21 protein-coding genes, 1 tRNA gene, 1 other RNA gene and 2 pseudogenes are annotated in these 24,631 nt (G+C 66.8%); 13 read left to right on the top strand and 12 right to left on the bottom strand.

What is annotated here, in order from left to right; genetic code table 11:
* Positions 1-185 (bottom strand): annotated as a pseudogene (locus AB4Z47_RS21835) (cytochrome b); the annotation flags it as partial.
* Between the two features lie 169 nt (positions 186-354).
* Between AB4Z47_RS21835 and AB4Z47_RS21830 the strand changes: the two are divergent.
* A complete protein-coding gene (locus AB4Z47_RS21830) occupies positions 355-1,959 on the top strand; it encodes a hypothetical protein (protein WP_441953161.1) in 1,605 nt (534 codons plus the stop codon).
* Positions 1,960-2,093: 134 nt separating this feature from the next.
* Here the strand turns inward: AB4Z47_RS21830 and AB4Z47_RS21825 are convergent, their stop codons facing one another.
* The gene (locus tag AB4Z47_RS21825) at positions 2,094-2,732 is read right to left on the bottom strand and encodes a hypothetical protein (protein ID WP_441953160.1); all 639 of its coding nucleotides are present in this window, start codon (positions 2,730-2,732) and stop codon (positions 2,094-2,096) included.
* Positions 2,733-2,951: 219 nt separating this feature from the next.
* Here AB4Z47_RS21825 and AB4Z47_RS21820 point away from each other — a divergent pair, with 219 nt between their 5' ends.
* The gene (locus tag AB4Z47_RS21820) at positions 2,952-4,055 is read left to right on the top strand and encodes a CapA family protein (RefSeq protein WP_441953159.1); all 1,104 of its coding nucleotides are present in this window, start codon (positions 2,952-2,954) and stop codon (positions 4,053-4,055) included.
* Here AB4Z47_RS21820 and AB4Z47_RS21815 read toward each other — a convergent pair.
* Positions 4,036-4,692: pseudogene (locus AB4Z47_RS21815) on the bottom strand (dienelactone hydrolase family protein); the annotation flags it as partial. The gene AB4Z47_RS21820 and the pseudogene AB4Z47_RS21815 sit on opposite strands and share 20 nt — an antisense overlap.
* A gap of 355 nt (positions 4,693-5,047) precedes the next feature.
* Complete coding sequence (locus tag AB4Z47_RS21810; RefSeq protein ID WP_441953158.1) at positions 5,048-5,179, bottom strand: hypothetical protein; 132 nt, start codon at positions 5,177-5,179, stop codon at positions 5,048-5,050.
* A 28-nt stretch (positions 5,180-5,207) separates the two neighbouring features.
* On the opposite strand from AB4Z47_RS21810, the gene AB4Z47_RS21805 reads away from it, so the two are divergent.
* Positions 5,208-5,579 (top strand): type II toxin-antitoxin system RelE/ParE family toxin, encoded by a 372-nt coding sequence (locus AB4Z47_RS21805; RefSeq protein WP_441953157.1) that lies wholly within the window; start codon positions 5,208-5,210, stop codon positions 5,577-5,579.
* A complete protein-coding gene (locus tag AB4Z47_RS21800) occupies positions 5,572-5,883 on the top strand; it encodes a helix-turn-helix domain-containing protein (protein ID WP_441953156.1) in 312 nt (103 codons plus the stop codon). The genes AB4Z47_RS21805 and AB4Z47_RS21800 overlap by 8 nt, the downstream gene beginning before the upstream one ends.
* Positions 5,884-5,961: 78 nt before the next feature.
* Here AB4Z47_RS21800 and AB4Z47_RS21795 read toward each other — a convergent pair whose 3' ends face one another.
* Positions 5,962-6,108, bottom strand: a complete 147-nt coding sequence (locus AB4Z47_RS21795) for a hypothetical protein (RefSeq protein WP_441953155.1) — start codon at positions 6,106-6,108, stop codon at positions 5,962-5,964.
* A 139-nt stretch (positions 6,109-6,247) separates the two neighbouring features.
* Between AB4Z47_RS21795 and AB4Z47_RS21790 the strand changes: the two genes are divergently transcribed.
* Positions 6,248-6,376, top strand: a complete 129-nt coding sequence (locus AB4Z47_RS21790; RefSeq protein ID WP_441953154.1) for a hypothetical protein — start codon at positions 6,248-6,250, stop codon at positions 6,374-6,376.
* A 156-nt stretch (positions 6,377-6,532) separates the two neighbouring features.
* Here AB4Z47_RS21790 and AB4Z47_RS21785 read toward each other — a convergent pair whose 3' ends face one another.
* The gene (locus AB4Z47_RS21785; protein WP_441953153.1) at positions 6,533-6,910 is read right to left on the bottom strand and encodes a hypothetical protein; all 378 of its coding nucleotides are present in this window, start codon (positions 6,908-6,910) and stop codon (positions 6,533-6,535) included.
* A 113-nt stretch (positions 6,911-7,023) separates the two neighbouring features.
* On the opposite strand from AB4Z47_RS21785, the gene AB4Z47_RS21780 reads away from it, so the two are divergent.
* Positions 7,024-8,259 carry an RNA polymerase subunit sigma-70 gene (locus AB4Z47_RS21780; protein ID WP_441953152.1) on the top strand — a complete coding sequence of 412 codons (1,236 nt, stop codon included), beginning with the start codon at positions 7,024-7,026 and terminating at the stop codon, positions 8,257-8,259.
* Positions 8,260-8,362: 103 nt separating this feature from the next.
* Here the strand turns inward: AB4Z47_RS21780 and AB4Z47_RS21775 are convergent.
* A tRNA-Ser gene (locus tag AB4Z47_RS21775) sits at positions 8,363-8,450 on the bottom strand.
* 126 nt (positions 8,451-8,576) lie between these two features.
* Between AB4Z47_RS21775 and ffs the strand changes: the two genes are divergently transcribed.
* Positions 8,577-8,671: signal recognition particle sRNA small type (gene ffs, locus AB4Z47_RS21770), an RNA gene on the top strand.
* A 179-nt stretch (positions 8,672-8,850) separates the two neighbouring features.
* Positions 8,851-10,140 carry an aminotransferase class I/II-fold pyridoxal phosphate-dependent enzyme gene (locus AB4Z47_RS21765; RefSeq protein WP_441953151.1) on the top strand — a complete coding sequence of 430 codons (1,290 nt, stop codon included), beginning with the start codon at positions 8,851-8,853 and terminating at the stop codon, positions 10,138-10,140.
* 140 nt (positions 10,141-10,280) lie between these two features.
* Here AB4Z47_RS21765 and AB4Z47_RS21760 read toward each other — a convergent pair whose 3' ends face one another.
* Positions 10,281-11,087 (bottom strand): methyltransferase domain-containing protein, encoded by an 807-nt coding sequence (locus tag AB4Z47_RS21760; protein WP_441953150.1) that lies wholly within the window; start codon positions 11,085-11,087, stop codon positions 10,281-10,283.
* 208 nt (positions 11,088-11,295) lie between these two features.
* On the opposite strand from AB4Z47_RS21760, the gene AB4Z47_RS21755 reads away from it, so the two are divergent.
* From AB4Z47_RS21755 to AB4Z47_RS21745, 3 genes are all read left to right on the top strand, one after another.
* A complete protein-coding gene (locus tag AB4Z47_RS21755) occupies positions 11,296-11,871 on the top strand; it encodes an HhH-GPD-type base excision DNA repair protein (RefSeq protein ID WP_441953149.1) in 576 nt (191 codons plus the stop codon).
* A 111-nt stretch (positions 11,872-11,982) separates the two neighbouring features.
* Entirely contained in the window at positions 11,983-12,693 is a 711-nt protein-coding gene (locus tag AB4Z47_RS21750) for a hypothetical protein (RefSeq protein ID WP_441953148.1), read from the top strand.
* A gap of 343 nt (positions 12,694-13,036) precedes the next feature.
* A complete protein-coding gene (locus AB4Z47_RS21745) occupies positions 13,037-14,311 on the top strand; it encodes an ROK family protein (RefSeq protein WP_441953147.1) in 1,275 nt (424 codons plus the stop codon).
* Positions 14,312-14,452: 141 nt separating this feature from the next.
* Here the strand turns inward: AB4Z47_RS21745 and AB4Z47_RS21740 are convergent, their stop codons facing one another.
* Positions 14,453-16,084, bottom strand: coding sequence for a DUF2207 family protein (locus tag AB4Z47_RS21740; RefSeq protein ID WP_441953146.1), 1,632 nt, complete (start codon positions 16,082-16,084; stop codon positions 14,453-14,455).
* 379 nt (positions 16,085-16,463) lie between these two features.
* Between AB4Z47_RS21740 and AB4Z47_RS21735 the strand changes: the two genes are divergently transcribed.
* Entirely contained in the window at positions 16,464-17,318 is an 855-nt protein-coding gene (locus AB4Z47_RS21735; protein ID WP_441953145.1) for a neutral zinc metallopeptidase, read from the top strand.
* Here AB4Z47_RS21735 and AB4Z47_RS21730 read toward each other — a convergent pair.
* The 3 genes from AB4Z47_RS21730 to AB4Z47_RS21720 all read right to left on the bottom strand — a co-directional run bounded on the left by AB4Z47_RS21730 (position 17,290) and on the right by AB4Z47_RS21720 (position 21,211).
* Positions 17,290-18,015, bottom strand: coding sequence for a TetR/AcrR family transcriptional regulator (locus tag AB4Z47_RS21730; RefSeq protein ID WP_441953144.1), 726 nt, complete (start codon positions 18,013-18,015; stop codon positions 17,290-17,292). The genes AB4Z47_RS21735 and AB4Z47_RS21730 overlap by 29 nt on opposite strands.
* A complete protein-coding gene (locus AB4Z47_RS21725) occupies positions 18,012-20,258 on the bottom strand; it encodes an MMPL family transporter (protein WP_441953143.1) in 2,247 nt (748 codons plus the stop codon). The genes AB4Z47_RS21730 and AB4Z47_RS21725 overlap by 4 nt, the downstream gene beginning before the upstream one ends.
* Before the next feature lie 86 nt (positions 20,259-20,344).
* Positions 20,345-21,211, bottom strand: coding sequence for a hypothetical protein (locus AB4Z47_RS21720; protein ID WP_441953142.1), 867 nt, complete (start codon positions 21,209-21,211; stop codon positions 20,345-20,347).
* A gap of 405 nt (positions 21,212-21,616) precedes the next feature.
* Here AB4Z47_RS21720 and AB4Z47_RS21715 point away from each other — a divergent pair, with 405 nt between their 5' ends.
* Positions 21,617-24,577, top strand: a complete 2,961-nt coding sequence (locus tag AB4Z47_RS21715) for a DNA polymerase III subunit gamma and tau (RefSeq protein ID WP_441953141.1) — start codon at positions 21,617-21,619, stop codon at positions 24,575-24,577.
* Positions 24,578-24,631: the final 54 nt, after the last annotated feature.

The raw sequence follows: 24,631 nt of genomic DNA, 5'->3' as shown, positions 1-24,631 counted from the left end.
AAGGTCAGATACACACCCGACAGCAACAAGATGATGAAGCTGTAGAGCGCGATCTCACCCAGCAGGAACGACCAATGGGTCGGGAAGACCTTGTTGATCGACCGTTTCATGAAGGCGGCGGCGCGATACCGTTCGTCCGCCTCGTTGGCCTGCGCGCCTATTGTGCGAACCAGTTGTGTAGCCATGGCCGACACCTCGCCCTGGGTGAGAGTGGTATCTGTTCCTACTACGGACGGTAGCAGACGGGATGGGTGGAATCGAGAGGTGTTTCGGTCTCGGTTGTGGAACAAGATCATTCACATTTGTTCTACGTCGCCGAATGCCGCTGCGATCAGAGTCGATATCGTTCCACCTGTGAGCGCGATGGCACCGCAGGACGCGACGATGTACTGGCTGTCGAAGCGCACCCACAACGACTTGTTTCTCTTGTATTGCTTCCACGACGTAGGGCGCCCGACCGAGGAACTGCGCGCCTCGGTCGCCGAACGTAGTGCGCGAATCGACGATCTGCGGGTACGGCTGCGCAAACTGCCGGCGGACATCGATTACCCATCCTGGATGCCCTGCGAATTCGCTGCCGAGCAATTCGTGGAGCATCGACTGGTTGAGCCGAATTGGGCGCATCTGGTGGACGCTCTCGGGGAGGTGGTCGGCACCGGCGTGGATGCCGCCGTACGACCCTGGCGGGTGCACGTGTTCCGCGGGGTCGTCGGTGCGCCAGGGCCGGGGAATGGGCCCGCGCTGGTGGCAGTGTTGCAGATGTCGCATGCGCTGGCGGATGGGCGGCGGGCGGCGGCTATCGCGCGTGCGCTGTTCATCGAGTCCGACGTGCGGAACGGGGATGTTCCGTCGCCGAGCCATCGCCGAGCGGGTCTGGTGGCGCCGAGTGGCCGCGATGCCGGCGGTACCGGAGTGGTGGACGGGTCGGCCGCCGCGGGTGTGAGTAGTGTCGGCCGCAGTGTGATTCCGGATGACGAGACGCAGGGGTTGTCCACCCTGTGCGCGCGGGCCCGCGAGGTCGGCCGGGCAGTGGTCACCGGTGGCCTGTCGATCGGTTCTGCGGTGGCGGCCCGCGGGCAGATGATCGTGGGCCGGCGGATATCCACTGGGACACTGGTTGATTCGGCGCTGGGTCTGCTGTGTATTCCGGTTCGGCTTGTGTCGACCGCGGTGCGCGGGTATCAAGCCTTCCGGGCGCAGCAGCAGCTGGCGCACTTGACCGATACCGGTCAATTGCCGCCGCCTGGCGCGGGCTTTCCGCCGAGCCATGTGAATCGAACTGTCGCAGAGGACATCTCGCTACATCAAGTGCGTATGCTCGTGTGCGCTGCCGAACGCCTTCGGGCCCCTGGTGACACCGTGACCGTTGTGGTCCTGACCGCGGTGTCACTGGCGCTCGCGCGGTATCTGGCGGACCGGGGCGAATTCGTGGAACGTCTCGGCGCACAGGTTCCGATGGCGCTGCCAGAGCCGTCCGCCGGAAGCTGCAACGACCCGCGCAACAACTACCGCAGCCTCGGCGTCGACCTGTTCGCCGACGAGCCGGACCTGCGCCTGCGCGCCGACAAGATCGCCGCGGCGCTCGCCGACCGCCGTCTCCGGGCGCGGCACCCGCTGCTCTCCGCCCAGGACCGGGTCACCGCGACCGTTCCTGCCCCGCTCCTACGCCGCGACGTCGACCGCTATCCCCTCGACACCGTCCCCGACTCGATCGCGGGCCACACCATTGTCTCCAGTGTCGACCGCGGGCCCGCCGACCTCGCCTTCGGCGGCGGCCGTGTCCGCTTCACCGCCGGCTTTCCCGCCCTCGGCTCGGTCATGCACCTGACCCACGGCGTACACGGCCTCGGCGACACCATCACTCTCTCCCTGCACGCCGATCCTGCGGTCCTACCCGACCTCGACACCTACGCTTCCTTACTCCGCTCCGCGGTAGACGAGGTCATCGCTGCCCTCTGAGCCTGCCGCGCCACCGGGTAGGCCTGGCGCGGACTCTCCACATCGGAGGGTTCGCTTCGCGTGGCGACATGCTCTCCGCACGGTTCACAACCTGCGCGCGGAGTGCCCTGCGTCGGCGAAGAGGAACGGGTGGATCAGGCTCGGTTGAGAGCCAGTTCGGGGGAAGCCGAGTGGAGGTCGGTGGAGATTTTGATCTCGAGCTCGACACGGGTCGCGTTGATGACCGAGCGTTCTTCCTCGACAGTGTTCTCGATCGCCCTCGACCACAGTGCTCGGATTTCGGAGATCTCCTCGCCGGTCGCCTCGGCGTCCGTTTCGATCCTGCGCCGCTGCAACGAAATGTTCAGCGCCGCGGTGAGCGTCCGCGTCAGATCCTCGCAGCGATTCGGGATCTTCCGATGCGCCAGGACGCGCAGGTTGCTGATGAATCCCCGTGCCCCAGCGATGGTCTGGAGTACATCCTCGCCGATCTCGTCCAGCTCGTCGGCCGCCCAGCGGTCGCAATACAACAGCTGCTGACGGACGTCGGTGGAGATGGCCAGCACGGAAGCCACCGCGGCCAACACGGATTCGCGCCGCCACTTATCGTGCTCGCGGCGTTCCGCGGCCGCGTTCGTCAACTCCACATTCCGCTGCGCCGCGTCGAGCGTGACCCGATTGCGCTCGTCCGCGGCGGTCACCGCCGCGCGATGAGTGCGGTTGTTGAGAAGAACGCCCACCACTGCCGCAATGGCGACGAGAAGGGAACCGAAGAGTGGAAGCCACTGAGTCACCGGGAAATCATCGCATCGCAGTCGTGGCTCGCACAGCCGACGAAGTTCGAAACTTTCTGGATTCCGCTGGAAGCTGCCCATGTCCTGCAGGCGAGGGCAGGGTGCACTACTCGGTCGGCTGGTTCGCCGAGTCGAGTCGTGTGGCGACTCGGCTCACGAGCGGTCAATGCATCCATTTTCGCAGGTGAACTCTTTGTCCAATGGATCGACAATGGGGGTATGGCGACGGTCCTGCTCGGCGGCGACGTCATGTTGGGGCGCGGTGTGGACCAGATCCTGCCGCATCCCGGCGATCCGACGCTGCGCGAACGGTATGTCGACGATGCGCGGACGTATGTGGAGTTGGCCGAACGCGTGCACGGCATATTTGCCCGTCCCGTGGATTTCCGCCGACCATGGGGTGATGTCCTGCCGATCCTCGCGCAGGTCCACCCCGAGGTGCGGTTGATCAACCTGGAAACCGCTATCACCGCCGACGGTGCGTTCGCTCCCGCCAAAGGCATCCACTACCGGATGAACCCCGACAATCTGCCGGTGTTGACCGTGATCGCACCGGTCGTTTGCGCGCTGGCCAACAATCACATCCTCGATTTCGGTATCCCCGGCCTGGCGGACACCCTCGAAGCGCTCGATACCGCGGGCGTTCGCCGCGCCGGAGCGGGCGCGGATCTCGATGACGCCCAGGCACCGGCGATATCGGAACTCGACGACGGACGCCGGGTGGTGATCGTCTCGGTGGCCGCGGGATCGAGCGGGGTTCCGGAATTCTGGGCAGCCCGTCGCGATCGGCCCGGGCTGTGGCGGGTTGGTGATTCACCGAGCGTAAGTGCCGCCGACAAGGTGGCGGCAGAAGTGCTGGCCCACAAGCGCGACAACGATATCGCGATCGTCTCCGTACATTGGGGACCCAACTGGGGTTACGGGGTGGCACGGAGCGAAACACAGTTCGCTCATCGGCTGGTTGATGCCGGTGTCGACCTGGTGCACGGCCATTCCGCGCATCATCCCCGGCCGATCGAGATCTACCGGGGCAAACCGATTCTGTACGGGTGCGGCGACGTCATCGACGACTACGAGGGCATCCGCGGTTACGAGCGGTACCGCACCGATCTTCATCTGCTGTATCTCGTGTCCATCGATCCCGGTGCGGTGGAGGTGCGAATGATTCCGCTGCGGGTACGGCGCATGCGCCTCGAATCGGCGGCGCGCAGCGAATCCAGGTGGCTGTGCGAAACGATCGAACAGATCAGCCGCGGCTTCGGTACCCGAGTCGCACCGCGGCCCGACGACCTACCAGTGGTGTTCAACGCCACACAACACTGAGATGGCGGCGGAACCAGTCGCTGGCCAGATCCGCCACTTGCTCGAGTGCGCCGGGCTCCTCGAACAGGTGCGTCGCGCCGGGGACGACATCGATCTCGCTCGGACACGGCATCCGCAGCCGGGCCTCCCGATTGAGCTCGAGCACCTGTTGGTCGTTACCACCGACGATGAGCAGCGTCGGTGCGTGGACCAGCGCTAGTCGCGGACCGGCCAGGTCGGGGCGGCCGCCCCGAGAGACGACGGCCGCGATCTCGGTGCCGGGTTCGGTGGCCGCCCACAGCGCGGCACCGGCACCGGTGCTCGCCCCGAAATATCCGGTGGGAAGGCCGCTCGGACCCGATCGCGTGCGTAGCCAGCGGGTCACTTCGACGAGACGGTGGGCGAGCAGCTCGATATCGAAAACGCGCGTACGGTCGCCCTCCTCGTCCGCGACCAGCAGGTCGACCAGCATCGTCGCGAGTCCGGCCCGATTCAGTACGTCGGCGACGAACCGATTCCTCGGACTGTGCCGGCCGCTTCCGCTCCCGTGCGCGAAGACGATCAGGGCGGTGGAGTTCTCCGGGACGGCCAATATCCCTGCCAGCCGGATCGACTCCGACGGCACGATGACCTCTTCTGTCCGCGTCATGGGATCGGGTGCGGAGGATGGCATCGAACACCTCCTGATATCCGGGATACCCGATCAGGCCGGTCATGTGCAAGAGGTGCGGAAGTCGCCGTCTATGCGAATCCAGCTGCAAGACCATCTCGCCACATGAAGCGGAGCGTTCCGTCCTATGTCACGACCTCGGCACTGAGCGGACAAACAACAGCAGGTCAGGGCAAATATGCCCTGACCTGCTGTTTCTGCGGAGGATAGGGGATTTGAACCCATCCATTTCCGTTGGTGAACGCTGCGGCAAGCCAGTTTCGTTGCAATTCAGGCTGCTTCGGCGCTGCTGACGATGCAAACGTTAGGTCCAAGCGTTGACGCGGTCAACACCTGGGGCGAGTCACTCTTCGCCGAAAATCCTGGTCAACGACTCCGGCGGATACGGTGCCGACTGTCGCAGTCCCTGCGGCGTCGAGTCGATGCGTCCACTGCTTCGCCCCTCGAAGTGGCCCCGGCTGACCAACTTGTCCATAGGATTAATCCTATATAGTATTGATCCTATGGGGCTGTATTCGGTCGAGATCGAACCGGAGGTGACCGAGTGGCTGGGATCGCTTTCGGATCGGGACTTCGGTCGCGTGGATCAATATGTGGGCATGCTCGCGGAGAAAGCCGAGACGTTGAGCGAACCATGGTCTCGAAACCTTGGCGACGGCCTGCGAGAGCTGCGTTTCCACCTACATCCGCTGGAGATGCGCATCACCTACTGGCTGGCGCCGGGGCGGCGGGTGGTGCTGCTGACGGTCTTTCGCAAGACGCAAATGCGAGAAACTTTGGAAGTCGATCGTGCGAAAGTGCTGCGCAAGGTGTGCGAAGTGGAGCATGAGCACGCCAGAATCAGCTTCGACAGGAAGGTAAGGGACGATGACTGAACACCAGTCTATGGACGACATACGACGTGAACGGTTCAACCGGCCCGGCTTCGACGCTACCGAGTACCACGCCGGGCGCGAAGAGGCGAAACTGGCCATCGAGCTCGCCGATGCGATCCGTGAGCGTCGACTCGAACTCGGATTGACGCAAACACAGCTGGCTCAGCGTGCCGGTCTGCATCAGCCCGATGTCTCCCGACTGGAGTCCGGTGGCGGAACGCCGACCATCGGCATGCTGGATCGGCTGGCGCATGCTCTCGAATTGCGGTTTGTCGCCCGGTTCGAGAAGCCTGACGCAGCATGAACAGCGCGGTGCACACCTGCGGAGATCATCGCCGTCGGCCTGTGCAGCCGGCAGGGGTTACAGGTTGGCGGATGTAGACTAGGTCCACATCCGCCAACCTTGAAAACCGGAGCGCGTGATCGCGGCTTTTCGCACCCGGTCTGGGTGCCATTCGTACTCGGTGCCGCCATCGTGGAGCAGGTAGGCGGGCGAAACGATCTTGCCGATGGCGCGTCCGCCGAGCACCGCCGAGTACCTTTCAGCGTCGCGGCCAACTTCCGCGCAACGTCTGGAAGCCCGAAGCGGGTCACCGCTCGCCTGTACAGATTGTCCTCCGCCTGGGTGAGCGCCAGCGACTGGGCTCCGAGCCCCTTCGACGCTGGCGATGCAAACGTTAGGCTCAGGTGTCGACGCGGTCAACACCTGGCAGCTGATGTTGCCGTCGGACTGCACGCTGCCGTCGGCGCAGGGCAGAGCTCATCTGCTCAGCCTGCTGGAGCGGAAGGCCGAGTAGATGGAATGTCCTGCGGCGGAGGCTTTCCGCCGTTCGCACGCACAGTTCGGCCAGCAGTGTCATGTTCGTCCGGTAGGCACCCGGCAGCGCGGCAATCGGGACGCGCACTATCGACTCGGTGGCCATCGTCGGATCGTGTCCACAGGCGGTCAGCACTCATCGGCCGCCTCGAGCGCGGTACTCGGTGGCGTCGTACAACAGCCTGAGTGACTGGATCTTCCCGCCGTCGAGTTGGAAGAACTCGGCGAATCGGACGGTACCATCGGGCATCTCGGCGTCGTAGAGTGTGGCCGCCATGCTCTTGGCACGCAGCTGATGCAGCATCGTCCGGCTCCGCATTGTGTCGATGAATCCGAAGACTCCTTTGATGAACGGTTGCGCTCCGACGACGTGGCCGGCGATCGGACCCTCGAAAACGAGGTCATCGGCCAGTATTGCGCGCAGCCGCCCCTCGTCGAATGCCGTCGGGCCTGCGGTCAGAATGTTGTAGTAGGCCTGCACAGGCTGGCTGACGGTGTCATTGGTGTCGACCATGGGTTCCTCCTCTAGCAGTTGCTAGTAGTTAAGACACCAACTGGCTGGCGAACGGAACGGTCGTGGTCGGGTAAACGAGGACAGTGGCATGATCGGACGCCATGAGTTCATAGGTGCTTCAGCTCGCACGATCGGGTGACGAACAAGCCTTCGCCGAGCTGATGGAACCGCATCGTCGCGAGCTTCACCTGCACTGCTACCGGATGCTGGGGTCGATCACCGACGCCGATGAGCTCCTGCAAGAGACGATGATCGCCGCATGGCGGGGCCTCGGCGGTTTTGCGGGCCGCTCGTCGCTGCGGACATGGTTGTACCGGATTGCCACCAACCGCTGCCTCAACTACATCCGTGACGGCAAGCGCCGTCCCCGACCCGTGCCAGTTCCGCCGTTCGCGGTGCCCGAACCCTCCCGCCGAGAGGAGGTCACCTGGCTGCAGCCCTATCCCGACGCGTGGCTCGACCCGGCGCCGGGCCCCTCGGCCCGTTACGAGGCCCGGGAGGCCGTCCGGCTGGCGTTCGTCGGCGCGTTGCAGCGGCTTCCGCCCCGGCTGACAGCAGTGCTGGTTCTCTGCGACGTACTCGACTTCTCCCTCGCGGAGGTGGCGACGATGCTGGAGGCGACTCCTACGGCGATCAAGGGCTTGCTGCAACGGGCCCGGACATCGCTCGCGCGAAGGCATTTCACCCGCGCGGACCGGGAGTCCGGTTCTCACACCGAGGCGGACCTGGCGCAACGTTTTGCCGACGCCTTTTGCGTCGACAACGTCGACGCAGTGGTCGCACTACTTACCGACGACGCCTGGCTGGCCATGCCGCCCGCCCCGCACGAGTACTGTGGAGCCGAGGCCATCGCCGAGTTCCTCCGGGCGACCGCGGCTGGACGAGCTGGGCGGCGCTTCAGGCTTTTGCCCACCCGGGCCAACGCCCAACCCGCCTTCGCGTGCTATCTCGGACAACCCAACGATCCTGCGGCTCAACCATCCGGCCTGGTCGTCCTCACCCTCTCGGGAGACCGGATCGCAGGTATCACCCATTTCCTAAATCCCGAACTGCCCTCGATCTTCGGCTTCAGGAACTCCCCGGCTGGCCTGTCAACTGAAAACGTGACCAGGAAACGCCTGTCGTCCCACACCCTCGGAACATCTGAGACCGATCAGGCTGCATGTCGGCTGCCCGGTAGCAATGGAATGCGACAGTCGTGGCGCTGCCTACGGGCGCCGACTGCGCCCTCTGTGGCGGACGCCGCAGAGGATAGAGGAGCGGACCCCCTATCCCGAGGCATGTTGACGCGGTCAACACGGCCTCTACCTGCGGAAATGACTGTAAGCGGCCCTGAAAAAACGCCCTGAACAGGCCTTATGGTCATCAACACTGGGCGTTTGCCGGAATGGATGGAATATTACGAAAAACGCCCCTGACCAGCCATTAAGGTCCAGTCAGAGGCGTTTGCCGTGGCGGAGGATAGGGGATTTGAACCCCTGAGGGCGTTAACCCAACCCGCGTTCCAGGCGAGCGCCATAGGCCACTAGGCGAATCCTCCGTGCAGCAGCATACCGGTAGCCCCCGGCGAGTCGCCAAATGGCCCGGGTGATCGGGCGAAGTGCCTGGTGGGCCAGGGTTGGTCGACCCGAAGATCGGGTTTCGCGCGGGAGCCGCTACACTGGCCTACGGATCCCGCGCGGCGCGCATCCTGTGAACCCCCCCAGGGCCGGAAGGCAGCAAGGGTCAACGGGCTCTGCCGGGTGCGCGGGGTCCCCTTTCAGAGGGCTCGCGCGGACGGATGTCCGGCTGTCGAATAACGCCTCCAATTCCGAGCAACGCACGGGTAACGTGAACAGCGTCCGCGGACGCACGTGCGTCCGCACGGACAAATGACCGGCCGCGGCCACACATCGGTCCGGCCCTCCACGTCCCTTTGCTGCTTCGAAAGGCTGCCCAGGATGCCCCGGCAAACGCAGATCGGTTTGATGAGCCACGAGGAGCTCGTGTCCGAACACGAGACCCAGTCCGCGAACTACGCGACGCTCCGGACCGAGAAGCTCACGCTGGATTTGACACGGGGAAAACCTTCACCGGAACAACTCGACCTGTCCACCGAACTGCTGACCCTGCCCGGCGAGGGCGATTTCCGCGATGGCACCGGCACCGACTGCCGCAATTACGGTGGTCTGCACGGTCTCCCGGAGCTGCGCGCGATCTTCGGTGAGCTGCTCGGTATCCCGGTGGACAACCTGCTCGCGGGCAACAACGCCAGCCTCGAGCTGATGCATGACGTGATCGCCTACGCGATGCTGTACGGCACCAACGACTCCGAGCGCCGCTGGGCTGCCGAGGACACGCTGAAGTTCCTGTGCCCCGCCCCCGGCTACGACCGGCATTTCTCGATCACCGAGGCGCTCGGCTTCGAGATGATCCCCATCCCGATGCGCCACGACGGCCCGGACACCCACGCCATCGCCGAACTGCTGGCGAACGATCCGCAGATCAAGGGTCTGTGGGCGGTGCCGAACTACTCCAACCCGACCGGTGTGGTCTTCTCCGAAGATGTTGTCCGGGAACTGGTTTCGATGCCTGCTGCTGCGCCCGACTTCCGGCTGCTCTGGGACAACGCCTATGCGGTGCACCCGCTGACCGACGCGGCGGCTCCGGTGCTCGACGTGCTCGGCCTTGCTGCCGCGGCTGGAAACCCGAACCGCCCCTTGGTTTTCGCTTCCACCTCGAAGATCACCTTCGCGGGCTCGGGGGTCAGCTTCATCGGCGGCTCGACGGCGAACCTGGAGTGGTACCTGAGCCACGCGTCGAAGAAGAGCATCGGGCCGGACAAGATCAACCAGCTGCGTCACCTGCGCTTCTTCAACGATGCCGACGGCGTGCGTGCGCACATGCAGAAGCATCGCGCCATCCTGGAGCCGAAGTTCGCTCTGGTGCTGAAAATCCTGGAAGACCGGCTCGGCGCGTCCAAGGTGGCGTCCTGGACCGAGCCGAAGGGCGGCTACTTCATCAGCCTGGACGTGCTCGAGGGCACCGCGGCGCGGGTGATCGCGCTGGCCAAGGAGGCAGGCATCGCGCTGACCGCGGCGGGCTCGGCCTTCCCGTACCGAAATGACCCGGAGGACAAGAACATTCGGATCGCTCCGAGCTTTCCGAAGCTTCCCGAACTGGCGAAGGCGATGGACGGCCTGGCCACCTGCGTCCTGCTCGCGGCCACCGAGAAGCTGCTCGGCAAGTAGCCGGACACAACGCGAGCGCCCGGCACGATTCGTGCCGGGCGCTGGGCTATGCGGCTGCCTCGCCTTCGCTGGGCACGGCGCGGGCTGAGGGCCGACAATGTCCGGCTGTGCCGGCTACCTGGTCTCCGATAACGGCAGCCTCAGCGCGGCTTGTGCGCGAGAACCGCGAACATGGTGACCGAGAGGTGGATGTCGCCGCTGTCGGCGCCCGCCCGCAGGTCGCAGATCAGCTGGTCACGCTGCGCCTCGCTGATCACGCCGCGCGCGACCGCCATCGCCGAGATCCTATGGACCAGCGAGCCTGCGCCCACACTGCGGTCCTGGACCAGGGCGTGCGAGCCGATGTCGTCGATCACCAGACCGGCATTGGTGAGCAGGCCGGGGATGCGGCGCCCGGCGAGCGGATTGGTGGTCGCCGACACCAGGGTGTCGATCACCTCACGCACGACCTGCCGGTTGCCGGGGTGCACGATCGCGGTGCCCCAGTCGCTGTCCATCACCACAACGCGGCCGCCGGGACGCAGCACGCGCGCGATCTCGTTCGCGGCGCGGGCGGGGGCAGTCAGGTGCTGGAAGACCCGCTCGCACAGGGCAGCGTCGAAGCTGTCCGCGCCGAACGGCAGGCCGTAGGCGTCGCCGGAGTGAAATCTCGCGGTGGAACCGGCCTGGGCGGCGCGGCGTTCGGCGGAGGCGAGCAGGTGCGGGTCGGGCTCGACTCCGACCGCGTTGCCGTTCGGGCCGACCGCTTCGGCGAAGGCCATGACCTCGGAGCCGGTACCGGAGCCGATATCGACCGCGCTCTCGCCGGGTTGCAGCGCGAGAGCTTCGTGCGCCCAGGTTCGCAGTCGGCGGATGCCGGGGAGCGCGGCCTGGAGGTCGCGCACGTCGACGAGCTGGTCCTGGCCTGCTCGGTCGAACCGATCGGGACGCAAAGCGTAGGTGTTCATGGGCCCGTATCCATCCGTGGCCATTGTGGGGGTCGGTGTCGCCGTCGTCTGAGGCATGGCCAGGAGCCTACGCGGGGCGTCATCTACCCGCGCGTAAGATCTGTGACTCGAGTCACTGCGTGTAGGGCTGGCGGGTGCGCATGGTGTCGGCGCCGATGAGATGATCGAACCCATCAGGAGTATATGCCGTGGGAGCAGGAGGTAGGCGATGAGTCGCAGGCTTTGCCTCGCACAGGACGCCGAGGCGGACGAACTACTGACCGAGGACTACTTCGCCACCCTGCTCGGGATGCTTCTGGACCAGCAGTACCCGATGGAGCACGCGTTCCGCGGCCCGAAGAAGATCGCCGACCGCATGGGTGGCTTCGACATTCACCGCATCGCCGAGGCCGATCCGCAGGAGTTCGAGACCCTCGCCGCAACCCCGCCCGCCATCCATCGCTACGGCCGCTCGATGGCCCGGCGCGCGCAAGAGCTGGCGTGCTACGTCATCGAGAACTACGACGGCGATACCGAGAACATCTGGACCAAGGGCGACCCGGACGGCGCCGAGGTCCTGCGCCGACTGAAAGACCTGCCGGGCTACGGCGAACAGAAGGCCAAGATCTTCCTCGCGCTGCTCGGCAAGCAGCGCGGCGTGCGGCCGGAGGGCTGGCGCGCGGCAGCGGGCGCCTACGGCGAGGAAGGGTCGCGGCGGTCGGTTGCCGACGTGATCGACGCCGAATCCCTAACTCAGGTAAGGGAATTCAAGAAGCAAGCGAAAGCGGCTGCAAAAGCGAAGTAGCGCGCGGCCGAAGCCTGGTTGAAATCTTTCTGCGTTTTTCCCTCGTTTCAGCGGGAATGCTGCTCGATGCTTTGCCTCGAAAGCTCCACCTGAGATGAGGAAATGCAGTCCATGAGGATGAGGAAGCTCGCCGTGGCCGCGGCGCTGGTAACCGTGGCGACCGGAGTGGCCGCGGGTACTTCCGGCGCCGCCCCGCCAGGTGAAAATACCGAAGGTGCAATCAATTTCACCGCGCACGCGACCGATACACAGTCGATCATCGAAACCGACGCCGGCTCGTTGGTGGTCGAGGACGAACTCTTCGAAGTCGAGGCAGCCGATGGCCGTGTGGTCGCGGCCGCCCCGCTGAAGTTTCAGCTCGATGATTTCGAATTCCCGATCGCCGCACAGATTTCCGACCGGACCGCGACGCTGACCCCCCAGTTCGACCGGGAGCACGCGGTCTACAAGCCGGTCGCGCTGCCGTTCGAGGACAAGGCGCCCTGGAAGACCGAGTACGACCGTGAGGTCGCCGCGTGGACCCGTCTGGCCAGCACGATCTCCGCTGGGGCGACCATCGGCACACTCGTTGGTGGTCTCAGCGGCGCGGCCGTCGGCTGCGTCCTCGGTGGCATTGCCGGTGCCACCGTGTCCGCCGCCGCGATCGTCGGCCTGTTCGGCGCGTTCCTGCCTGCCGCCGTGATCGGCTGCTTCGGTGGCATCATCGCGGTCGGCGCGCTCGGCACCCTCGCGGGTCAGCTGCTCGTGACCGGCCCGGTCGCGGTCGGCGCTGCGATCCAGTACTTCACGACGATCAATCAGCCGTTCGTCGCGGCGAAGTAACCTTCGCAGCTGAAAGACCTCGTCCGGTGGGCCTCTCCACCGAGCGGGGTCTTTATGGTTGTGTCTGTCACCTGGGAAAACTATGTGCGCATGCACACAACGGCGCGTTGGGTCTTGGTGCGTCGCGGATATCGGTGTTAATTTAATCGACATGTCTGTCGGCCGATCGAACTCCCTGCGGGTCACTTACGTGACCGCCGCACTGGGTTTGCGGCTGCCATTGACACGTGAACTGTGTTGTACCTCTTGCTGCGGCTGAGCCGGGTTTCCAGCTCGTTTGCTGCTTCGTCGCCCATGTAGGCACGTCCCGTTCGATTGCGGGACTTCAGCAAGGATCTGCACAATGTCCCTCCCCACCCTCGAACGATCCGTCTCCAGGGTTGCCGCCGGCCGTGCTCGTGTTCAGCGTCCGGTGGTAGCTCCCGAACTGCGGATCGCCGACAACCCGGCGGCAGCGGTTATCCGCGCCGCGACCGGTGGTCCCATTTCGCGCGACAATGTAGCGCGCACAACGGGTTTGAGCATCGCGACGGTCAACCGTCAGGTGTCCGCGCTACTCGCAGCCGGTCTGCTGCGTGAGCGCCAGGACTTGACGGCCTCGGGTGCGGTCGGACGCCCCCGGGTTCCGTTCGAACTCGACCACGATGCCTACCTGACCATCGGCATCCACATCGGCGCCGCGGTCACCAAGATCGTCGCTGCCGATCTGCGCGGCCGCATCCTCGGTGGCCTCGCCATCGCAACCCCGCAGACTGGACAGGAGTTCGCCACCACCACCGTCGCCCGCAGCGCGAAGGCGTTCCTGCAGCGTTGGCATCGGCGCAAGGCGCTATGGGCAGGCGTCGCGATCGGTGGCCGGGTCGATCCGCTCACCGGCGTCGTCGACCACCCCAAGCTGGATTGGCGTGGCGCGCAGGTCGGTTCGGTGCTCGGCGAGGTGCTCGAGCTGCCTGTCTCGGTAGCGCCGCATGTCGAGGCGATGGCTGGTTCGGAGCTGTTGCTGCGTACCGCCGAACCGCGCGACCAGGCGCGCGCCGAGCGTGGCAGCAGCCTGTACTTCTACGTCCGCGAAACCGCCGGTGTGGCGGTGACTTTGGATGGTCGTGTGCATACGCCGAGCAACGGCCCCGGCTCGATCGCGCATCTACCCACCGGCTCGGATGTCGAATGCACCTGCGGGCGGCGCGGCTGCCTGGAGGTGACCGTGGGTGATCGGTCGCTGCACTCCAGGGCCGTCGGTCGCGGAATCATCCCGGCGCACAACGGAACCGCGGGATCAACCATCGCGGACCTGTACCGGGCTGCGGAATCGGGCTCGGAGCCCGCGCGTGAACTGCTCGCCGAGCGCGCCACCATCCTCGGCCACACCGTGGCGATGGTGCGCGACATGCTCAACCCCGATCGCGTGATCCTGGGCGGCCAAGCCTTCACCGGCTACCGGCCCGCGGTCGCGCATGTAGCGCGCGCGTTCAACCAAGGCTCGTCCCTGCCTCCGACCGATATCCGGATCAGCGGATTCGGCGGCAAGGTGCAGGAATTCGCCGCCGTGGTTACCTCGCTGAGCGTTCTCTACGCCGATCCGCTCGCCGCGGTCCGGCGAACCACGCTGGGCGACTGAGCGATTCGAGGAAGGGTGACCCGCCGCTGTGGCTGGTCGCCCTTCCTCATCATGCGCGTGGGGGCTGGTATCGTCCGACCTGGAAGCGCGGCGTAGTACGTCGCCCAGACCGGAATCCCCCGCCTTCAAGCGGGGAGGACGTCAACGACGTGGATCACCGGCGGTGGCGAACAGACCTTCCAGCGCCGTGATGAAGAATGGGAAGTGTCCCGCGAAGCGCTGCAGGCTGCGGTCGCGTTCGAAGCCGCTGAACCAGTAGAGGCCGGGCTGGGAGTCGGCCGATGGGTCGAGGTCGCGGAAGGCGCGAATCCAGTTGTCGGCGCGTCCGCCGATCACCATGAACGGCAGGGCGCGGGAGAACACCGTCTCCTGGTCGAGCGGCGGGATCTGTTCGCGCCGAGTCGCTTCCAGGCCGCGCTGTAGTGCACGGATCCGCCCGGTGAGCTCCAACCCACGCGCGGTCCTGACCGGCAGGTACTTGGGAAGCAGCAGGGTCGCGACGCCGGCGAGCGCGATGGCGACGCCGACCAGGGCATGCCCGGAGGTGAGCGCGAGCGCGACGGTCGCGGCGATGCCCGCGACGACCAGCGCGCCGCCCAGCCATATCGCGAGGCCGGGGCGGCGGCGATCGGTGAAGCTGCCGCGGGCGACGGCGTCGGCCAGCAAGGCGGTGCGCACCGGACCGGATTGCACGCGGCCCGGCTTTCGTAGGTCGGTGACGGTCGCCGCGGCGGTGCCGTCGGGTAGCAGCGCCCGGTAGACCGCCTTCTCGTAGTCGCGCAGCTGGTCGTCGGGTGCGTTCACCCGGTCGATCCGCCAGTCGGTGTCGCCGAGCGGGGTGACCCGGATATACCGGCGCACTGCGAGATCCACCACCGTCGCGGCGATATCGACCGGATCGACGTGCCCGTCCAGCAGGAGGCCCGCCTCCCCGGGCAGCGCTCCGTCCGGCGAGATGAACTGCACACGCTCACCCTCGCGCAGCAGCGGATCGATCGTGTCCGAACCACCGCCTGCTGCGACGTCGCGGCGCCGGGCCCGCAGCGCGAAGGCGATCACGCCCGCCAGCGCGAGCAGCAGCACACCGAACGCGACCAGCACTGGCGTGGTGATCGTGAACGGGCCCGCGTCACCACTGTCGCGCACGTCGGCGTTGCTCGGCACGGTGCCGGGCGGCAGTTGCAGGGTCAGATCGATGACGTCGCCCTTGTGCAGGTCGCTCTGCTCGAGGAAGAGCACCCCGTCGGTCTCGATCTTGACGTCGGCGCACGGCCGGGCGTTGCCGGGCGGGCCGAGTTTGCAGTCGACGATGCCCATCTCGAAGCTCGGGCTGATCAATGAGGCGCTGATCGAGGCGATGTCGGTGTTCAGCACGCCGAGCCAATGGAAAACCTGGGTACCCGGCGCGTCACTGACGGTGTTGCGCACCGAGTACTTGAAGGTGGATTCGCCGGGGCGCGCCTCGATGGTGAACTGGTCGTCGGCCACCGTCGCCGTGCCCGCGCCCTCGGTGTCCACGTCGGTGACCTGGAAAACCCGCTCGACGTCATCGCTCATATGCAGCCGCAGTGGAAGTGACATCCGGAACGAGCCGTCCGGCGGCACCGCCACCTGCTCTACCACCTCGAGGACGCCTTCGCGGCTGAGTTTCAGGTCGGCGGTGATGGTCACACCGCTCGGTGCGGGCTCCGTGTGGGCAATCGGGGCGGTCGCGAGCATTCCCGCGGTGGCGAGAAGCAGCGCGCCTAGGGCGCCCCCCCGAAAAGTCAGCATGGCTGCCTACTCTAGACAGCTTGCTATCCTGCGTCAGCGGCTGTCGGCGATCACTGAGACGAGGGGGTACGGGGGCGTGACACAACCACCGTACGGATACGGACCGGTTCCGCATGGCGGGCGCCCGGTTCCGCCCCAGCCCGGTTATGGTCCGCCACCCGGTTATGGTCCGCCACCCGGTTATGGTCCGCCACCCGGTTATGGTCCGCCACCCGGTTATGGTCCGCCACCGGGATATCGTCCGCCGCCCGGTTATTCACCGCCCACTTACGGTCCGCCACCGGGTTATCGCCCGCAGGTGCCTCCGCCGATGCCCTACGGTCCGCCCGGCCGACGGCCGCCGTCTCCACCGCCGCGCAAACGGGGCGGCGGAGGATGGGTGGCGCTGTTGATCGTCGTCGTGTTCCTCGTCGCCGGAGGGCTGGTGCGTAACGCGGTCTCCGTCGGACGGAACAACAGTGGCCCGTCCGGTCCGCAGCCCACTTTCACTTTCGCTCCTCAGCCAGACGGCTCGACGGGTCCGGCCGAGACGGGCAGCAACCCGCTGCTCACAGACCCGAACGTGACGCTGCTCCCGGCGCGGTGCGCTTACTCCCCGTGGGGCACCCAGGTCGACGCCGCGCGCAAGTTCTTCGAAAGCGCCGCGTCATGCCTGGAGGGGGCGTGGAAACCGGTGCTGGGAAAGGCGAATCTGCCGTTTCAGCCGCCCGCACTGAACGTCAGCGCGACCACGACGGGCATCACGACGCCGTGCACCGGCTCGACGAGCAATTTCGCCGCGTTCTACTGCCCGGCGAACAAGACCATCTACATGCCGATCAGCCAACTGCAGACCGACTACTTCAAGGACAACTGGGTGGTCTACCTGTCTGTCTTCGCACACGAGTACGGGCACCACGTGCAGGCGATGTCCGGCATTCTGCGCAAGGCCAACAGTGATCGGGCCGACGCGGGCCCGCGCAGTGCCAAGGGGCTGGAGCTGTCGCGCCGAGTCGAGTTGCAGGCCAACTGCTTCGACGGCATGTACCTCTCGTCCTCGGCCGGTGGCGGCTCACTGACCAACCCGCAGGTCAGCTTGGCCCGCAAGGACGCATACGGTCGTGGTGACCAGGCCGGCGACATGCGCGACCACGGCACGTCCGAGAACGGCGGTCAGTGGTTCGAGACGGGCTTGGACAAAAACCGTGCGGCCCAGTGCAATACGTTCACCGCATCGGCGGGCGAGGTGAACTGAGGCGATGGCGCAATTCGTCCGCGTCGAGCCTCAGCCGGCCGAGCCAGGCGGTAACCGTTTCCGGTGTCGGCAAATCATCGCCGATCAGGTCGAGCACGCTGTATCCGATGCACGCGGCGCCCATCACGCGCGACGCGGCCGCTTCCACGTCGCCCCAGGGTAGGTAGGGCTTGGCGATCAGCAGGGAGGCGATGCCATGGGCGACGGACCAGAGTTCCAGCACGACGGGCAGTGGATCGCGCGGGGCCATCGTTCCCTCGTCCATGCACTTGTGTACGGTTGCCGCGAAATGCTGGAACGCTCCGCTGGTGAGCACCTGGTCGACCGCGCCTCCGATCTTCGTGGGCGCGGTCGCCAGCCGATACTGTTCGGGATGCGCGAGGGCGAACCGGACGTAGGCCATGCCCTGGTCACGCAGCTGGGTCATCGGCGATGTCGCCGGGTCGGTGGCCGTCCGCAACGCCTCGGTGAGGTCCTCGAAGACCTGGGCAACGACGGCCTCGATGAGCTCGTCCTTGTCCGCGAAGTGCCGGTATATCGACGGCGCGCTCACCCCGACCAGCTTGCTCACCGCGCGGATCGACACCGCCTCGGCGGCACCGGCACGTGCGAGCAGGTCGGCCGTGGCGCGCAGGATCTCCTCGCGTAGCTGGGCTCCGGAGCCGCGCGGCGATCGCGGCCGGTGCGAGCCGATCATGGGCTGTCTGCGGTTTCGAGATCGGGTGTCACGGACGTATGGTCGACCTCGGTCAGTCCGATCCTGCCGTGCAGGCGGGCCAGCGGTTCGGGCGCCCACCAGTTCGCCGGGCCGAGCAACCGCATGAGCGCCGGTGCGAGCAGGCCACGAATGATTGTCGCGTCGACGAGCACGGTCAGCGTGAGTCCGAGCCCCATCAACTGCATGAACGACACCTTCGAGGTGACAAGGGCGCCCAACACGATAGCCATCAGCACGGCGGCCGCGGTGAAGATGCGACCGGTGCGGGCGAGGCCGATCGCGACCGCGCGGGTGTTGTCGTGCTCGGCCAGCCACTCCTCACGCACCCGCGAGAGCAGGAACACCTCGTAGTCCATCGACAGGCCGAAGGCCAAGCAGAACATCAGGATCGGCATGGTCGGCACCAGATAGCCGACCGGGGTGAACCCCAGTAGCCCGGACAGGTGGCCCTGCTGGAATACCCATACCATCGCACCGAACGCGGCGGCGAGCGAAAGCGTATTCAGCACAAGCGCTTTGATCGGAAGCACGACGCTCCCGGTGAACAGGAACAGCACGACGAAGGTGGTCAGCGCGATCAGCGCACCCGCGAGTGGCAGCCGGGCGGCCAGTGTGTCCAGCGAGTCGGCGTTGATCGCCGCGCCGCCGCCGTAGAGCGCGGGGCCCGGCGCGGGTACCGCCCGGATCGCTTGCAGCTGCCGGTCACCTGCGGGGGAGAAGGGGTCGAGCTTGGTGGCGACGTTGAGGTAGGTCCCCGTGTCATTGGCCATACCGGGCGGGGGCGCCGCGAGACGGAATCCAGAGACGTAGATCCCGGCGCTGGACTGTACGGCGGGCACGTCGTCGACCTTGGACAGCTCGGCGGCGTACGCGCCGATCGACGCGGTATCGCCGCGGTAGCCGTCCAACACGATCGTTGTGGTAGCAGCCGGGTCCGCCTGCGGGAACTGGCTGCGCAATACATCACCGACCTGACGGCTGGCGGCGCTGGCAGGGAGCACCCGGTCGTCGGGGTAGCCGAACTTCACCGAGAGGAACGGTGCGCCGAGCGCGAGCAACACAACGATGAGCACGAGCGCGACCGGCGCCGCGTGGCGCATTACCGCGGAGACCGTTCGGTACCAGCGGGTCTCCTCCGGCGTAGGCGGGACCGGAGCGGGCGTGCCGAGACGGAACAGCCGACGAAGGGGAACTCGCAGATCGAGGGCGTTCACCCGATGGCCGAGCAGCACGAGCGCTGGGGGCAGGATCAGGATCGAGGCGGCCGCGGCCGCGATGACCACGGCGACGCCCGAATAGGCGAAAGACTTGAGGAAGTACAGGTCGAACACGCTCAGCACGGCCATCGAGAGGGCGACGGTGAGCGCGGAGAACAGCACGGTTCGTCCCGCGGTCTGCACGGCGCGGATGGTGGCCGTGGTCGGGTCGAGGCCGTTGCCGAGTTCCTCACGATAGCGGCTCACAATGAACAGGCTGTAGTCGATGGCCAGCGCGAGCCCCATGGCAGTCGTCATGTTCAGCGCGTAGATCGAGACATCGGTGAACAGCGTCCACAAGCGCAGGATGGCCAGCGTCGCCGCGATCGCGAACAAGCCGATCGCCAGCGGCAGCGCGGCGGCGATCAGGCTGCCGAAAACCAGGATCAGCACGATCATCACCAGCGGCAACGCGACGCCTTCGGCGAGGGCGAGGTCTCGTGTGGTCTGCTCGGTCACGTCGTGGTAGATCGCGGCGATGCCGCCCTGGCGGACCGTGACGCCGTCGGAGGTACCGGTGAGCTGATCGGTCAGCTCGCCCGCGGACTGCTGGACGTGGGATTCGTCGCCGGTGAGGTAGGCGACCACCAAGGCGATCTTGCCGTCGCTGCTGCGCAGGGCGGTCGACAGCGGGGGCGGGGCGGTCCAGTAGGACTGGACTCCCTGCACGTCAGCGCGGGATTTCAGGGTGTCGGTCAGCCCGATTCCCGCCGCCTTGGTAGCCGGATCGTTCGCACCGGCGTCGGAGCTGACCAGCAGCACGAAATTGGGCGCGGCGCCGCTGAAGTTGTCGGCGATCAGCTGGACCACCCGTGCGGACTCGGCATCGCTCGAGGTGAACCCGCCGGATTTCAGGTGCGTGGCCGCGGTTGCGCCGAAGATGCCGCACAGCACGGCGAGAGCGAACGCGGCTGCGAGTACGGCACGCGGGAATCGGGTCGTGAATCGGGCTATCCGGGTCAGCATCAGGGGTGCTCCGCTCGACAGGTAAACGCCGTTAGGGTAACGCCGTTAACCTATGGGTGTCGAGAGGCTCGGGATGCGCTGAGGGGTCAGCCGCGGGACTTGCGGATTGCCCGAAGCCCCCTGCGGCCCGGGACGGGAAAGTCGTCGTGCATCTCCACCCACTCCGCCGTGGTCAACCAGAGTTGCTGAGCGCGGGCGTCGGCGGTGTTGTGGAAGATCCGGCGGCCTCGGTCGTCGCGCAATTCCTGTGTGACCACCGACCAGCGCGGCGGGCGTCCGTGCTCGGCGAGGTAGTCGTTGAGGTAGGCCGCGACCGCGGTGCCGATGGTGTTGACCGGGCGCAGCGATACCCGGTTGCCGTACTGGGCAGCGTGGAAACGCCGTGCGGCACAGAGGGATCGGGGATTGGCATTGGAGGCGATCCAGCCTGCACGCTGTGCCCGCTCGATCAACCACAGGTGCTTCACGGCCGATGGTGCGATATTGCCGATGCGGCTGCGGATCAGAGTCATGATCTGCTCGGAGCACAGCACATCGCGGCGCGTCGGTCCGATGCCATGCGAGGTCCAGTGCGCATCGGCCAGTCTGGCGAGTACCCGGCCGAAGTCGTCGATGCTGCGCTGGGCGCGCCGCCCGAGCCGCTCGATGCGCTCAGCCTCGCGGCGCATCTCGTTCTGGGTGGTCAGGGTGCGGATCGCGGCTATGGTCGGAACCTGACCGCGTTCCAGGAGTTCGAGAATGGCGGCGGAAGTGGCCGGGTCGGCTGCGGCGGTCACCGGCAGCGAATCGCGCTTGATCGCGAAGTCCTGCGGGCTGATCGCCCGGCTCAGCAGGGCGACGGCGGAGTGATCGCCTGCGAAATCGGTACTGGACAGCCAGGCGGCGGCGATGTCGTCACACGACGGCACGGTGGAATTTCCTCCGGTGGAAGTGTGGGAATTGGTACTGGTCACCGTGGGCCGAACTCGTTGGTTGTGCCCCGGTCGGGATGAGGGACCGGCCGGGGTCACCAACCTGATGAAGGTTTGGCTACCGAAGTTGCCGACAGCCACGTTAGCCAGACGATTGCATCATGTCACCAACGTTGACTGTTTCGTTATGTCCGCAAACTTGCGGCGAAGCGGGGCGTGAGTACATGTTTCCGCGCTATGAGGGAGAAAAGGGCGACAAACGTCCGGGTTCGGTTGGCGGCGATGTGTGATTGCTGATGCGTTGCCATATTGCGCGCCGGGGAGTGGGCCATAAGAAGTCATGGCGCATCTTGTGATCTGAGCCACATATTCGGTGGCCTATGCGTCCGTGCCGAGCCGCACCGGGCGGGAATGTTCTTTGTCGGTGCTCGCCGGTAACCTCTGGCCGTGGCTCTGTACCGAAAGTACCGACCGGCAACGTTCGCTGAGGTGGTGGGTCAGGAGCACGTCACCGACCCGCTGAGTATCGCGCTCGACACGGGGCGGATCAGTCATGCCTATCTGTTCTCCGGTCCACGGGGCTGTGGCAAAACGTCTTCGGCGCGCATTCTCGCCCGGTCGCTGAACTGCGTGCAGGGTCCCACCTCGACGCCGTGCGGCGTCTGCCCGTCCTGTGTGGCGCTCGGCCCTGGTGGCCCGGGCAACCTGGACGTGATCGAGCTCGACGCCGCGAGCCACGGCGGTGTCGACGACACCCGCGAGCTGCGCGACCGTGCCTTCTACGCCCCCGCCGAGTCCAGGTACCGGGTGTTCATCGTGGACGAGGCGCACATGGTCACCACCGCGGGCTTCAACGCGCTGCTGAAGATCGTCGAGGAGCCGCCGGCCCACCTGATCTTCATCTTCGCGACCACCGAACCGGACAAGGTGCTGCCCACCATCCGCTCGCGCACACACCACTATCCGTTCCGGCTGTTGCCGCCGGCGACCATGCGCGGGCTGCTCGGCCGGATCTGCGAGCAGGAGCACGTGCCGGTCGAAGAAGCGGTATACCCCTTGGTGATTCGCGCGGGCGGCGGTTCGCCGCGCGACAGTCTGAGCGTGCTCGACCAGCTTGTGGCCGGCGCGGGCCCCGAGGGCGTCACCTATTCCCGCGCGGTGTCTCTGCTCGGCGTCACCGACGTGGCGCTGATCGACGACGCCGTCGAGGCGCTGGCCACCGACGACGGCGCGGCGCTGTTCGGCACGGTGGATCGGGTGATGGAGGCGGGACACGACCCGCGCCGTTTCGCCGTCGACCTGCTCGACCGCTTCCGTGACCTGATCCTGCTGCGCGCGGTGCCCGACGCCACCGATCGCGGCTTGGTCACCGGGCCCGGCGACGTGCTCGACCGCATGCGCGATCAGGCCGAGCGTCTCGGTTCGGCCACCTTGACCCGCTACGCCGAGCTGTTGCACGAAGGGCTCGGTGAGATGCGCGGTGCCACCGCGCCTCGACTTCTGCTCGAGGTCGTCTGTGCCCGCATGCTGCTGCCCTCGGTCTCCGACGCCGAATCCGCCACGCTGCAGCGTCTGGAACGACTGGAGCGAGGGGTGGCGAGCGGCTCCCTCGCGGCCGCACCCACCGCGTCTTCGACGCCGGCTACCGCGCAGGCCCGGCCCGCGCCTGCGAGTGGATCGCAGTCCGATCCGCCGCGTCGCCGCGGCGCGGAGGCACTGGCTGCAATTCGCCGTGAGAACCATGGCGGCAACCCGCCTGCCGGTGCGGCATCGGCCGTTGGGTCCGCCGCGTCGGCGGATGCTGCTGAAACCGGTGGTGCCGCGTCCGTTGGCGATAGCGCACCTATCGGTGCTGCGGTGCCTACAAGCGATACGGCACAGGGCGGTGGTCCCGGTGGTGTGGCGCCTAGCGGTGACGCGCCATCTGCCGATACCGGACCCGTTGATCGCACAGTGCCTATCGCTGGCGAGGCTCCCGCAGCGGGTGGGACGCATATCGGATCCGCCGGTCGTGGTGCGTCCGGCGCGTCCTCGGCTGGTGGCGGGTCCGCCACCAGCGAGCTGCCCGTCAGCACACCTGACGTTCGAAGTGCTGGTCCCGGCCAGGAAGACGCTCGATCTGCGCAGGTCGATGCGTCCGGGTCGTCGGTCGTAGGAGCGGAGGAGGGGCGGCATGCCGCCGCTACTTCCGGACCGGATTCCTCGGGTGCCGCGTCGGACGCATCGGGTGGTTCATATGGTAGCGCGGCGCTTTCGTCGCCAGGCGGGCCCACCATGTCCAGCCCTGTGGCTGCCCACCCGAGTTCGGTGGCCGACTCCGCGAACGCTCCAGGTGGTTCCGCAGCCGCAGTCGAACGGTCCGGATCGGCACCCGCCGCCGAATCGAGCTCGAGTCGCCGTCCTCCCGCTGTCCACGACCCGCACCTTGCGGCGGCACAGCCTATTTCCTCAGGTGATGCGGTTGACGGGCCTTCCTTCGCCGCGAAGACCCAGCCGACGGATGCGTCCGCTGCGCAGGCCGCAGATGCGAGCGCCGCAGCGGCGGCTCGGGCCACGCCGTCGGCCGCTGGGTCCGCGCATACCGCACCTGCGGAAGCCCGCTCGGCGCACGAACCCGGGCAACCGGAACCCGTCGCGCAGAGCGGTGACCTGCTGCGGGAGGTGGAAGCCGCCTGGGCGGAGATCCGTACCAAGGTGCGCGAGTTCGGCGCGGCCGTGCAGGCGATGCTGGCCGGCGCGTCGGTGTCGCGCGTCGAGGGCAATGTCATCGTGTTCGCGCATCAGCACGCCCCACTGGCGCAGCGATTGTCCGACCCGCGGAATCTGGAAGCGGTGCGGTCGGCGGTGCGCGCTGTGCTCGGTCGCGACCATGAGGTGCGCTGGGAAGCGGGTGGTGCGGCGCCGCGGCCTGCCGCGGCACCCCGGTCCGGGGGCGGGGGGAATCGGGCGCGCGGATCGGTGGGCAACCAAGCCTCGGGACGTGAATCGGGCAACGCGGCCGGACGTGGTTCGGATGCCGCTGCGCTGCCGCGCTTCTCACGCCCGAGTCAGGCCAGGAATGCGGGTGCGGACCAGCCGACCGGTGCCGGCCGGCCGCGCCCCGGTCGCTCCGACTCGCGTCCATTCGGCGGCGATGACGATATTCCACCGCCCGACTACCCCGATCTGCCGGACGATCCAGGCCCCGCGGACGCGGCGCCGTTCGATACCGCTGCGAGCGGCAACGACGCCGCGACCAGCAGGGGATGGGACAACGACGGGGTCGTTCCCGCCTCGACGCCGGAGGAGGAGCAAGAGATGCTGGCCGCCGCCGCGGATCCGGTGGCTCCCGGCGACCGGCGCGACCCGGACGAGGTCGCTCTCGAATTGCTGAAGAGTGAGCTTGGTGCCACACGGTTGGACGGTTGACAACCGCCGCTCCGACGACGTTAAGTTAACCGGAGTTCGCACACCGCCGGTAGT

Source organism: Nocardia sp. 2TAF39 (assembly GCF_052114905.1).
In the GTDB taxonomy this organism is placed as follows: domain Bacteria; phylum Actinomycetota; class Actinomycetes; order Mycobacteriales; family Mycobacteriaceae; genus Nocardia.
This window is presented reverse-complemented; position numbering and strand designations above follow the sequence as displayed.

Coding starts and splice junctions, on each gene's coding strand:
- AB4Z47_RS21790 (WP_441953154.1), top strand. CDS start 6,248: ATGCAAACGTTAGGCTCAGGTGTCGACGCGGTCAACACCTGGCAGCTG.
- AB4Z47_RS21750 (WP_441953148.1), top strand. CDS start 11,983: ATGAGGATGAGGAAGCTCGCCGTGGCCGCGGCGCTGGTAACCGTGGCG.
- AB4Z47_RS21755 (WP_441953149.1), top strand. CDS start 11,296: ATGAGTCGCAGGCTTTGCCTCGCACAGGACGCCGAGGCGGACGAACTA.
- AB4Z47_RS21745 (WP_441953147.1), top strand. CDS start 13,037: ATGTCCCTCCCCACCCTCGAACGATCCGTCTCCAGGGTTGCCGCCGGC.
- AB4Z47_RS21765 (WP_441953151.1), top strand. CDS start 8,851: ATGCCCCGGCAAACGCAGATCGGTTTGATGAGCCACGAGGAGCTCGTG.
- AB4Z47_RS21810 (WP_441953158.1), bottom strand. CDS start 5,179: ATGGACAAGTTGGTCAGCCGGGGCCACTTCGAGGGGCGAAGCAGTGGA.
- AB4Z47_RS21785 (WP_441953153.1), bottom strand. CDS start 6,910: ATGGTCGACACCAATGACACCGTCAGCCAGCCTGTGCAGGCCTACTAC.
- AB4Z47_RS21760 (WP_441953150.1), bottom strand. CDS start 11,087: ATGAACACCTACGCTTTGCGTCCCGATCGGTTCGACCGAGCAGGCCAG.
- AB4Z47_RS21730 (WP_441953144.1), bottom strand. CDS start 18,015: ATGATCGGCTCGCACCGGCCGCGATCGCCGCGCGGCTCCGGAGCCCAG.
- AB4Z47_RS21805 (WP_441953157.1), top strand. CDS start 5,208: ATGGGGCTGTATTCGGTCGAGATCGAACCGGAGGTGACCGAGTGGCTG.
- AB4Z47_RS21740 (WP_441953146.1), bottom strand. CDS start 16,084: ATGCTGACTTTTCGGGGGGGCGCCCTAGGCGCGCTGCTTCTCGCCACC.
- AB4Z47_RS21800 (WP_441953156.1), top strand. CDS start 5,572: ATGACTGAACACCAGTCTATGGACGACATACGACGTGAACGGTTCAAC.
- AB4Z47_RS21820 (WP_441953159.1), top strand. CDS start 2,952: ATGGCGACGGTCCTGCTCGGCGGCGACGTCATGTTGGGGCGCGGTGTG.
- AB4Z47_RS21725 (WP_441953143.1), bottom strand. CDS start 20,258: ATGCTGACCCGGATAGCCCGATTCACGACCCGATTCCCGCGTGCCGTA.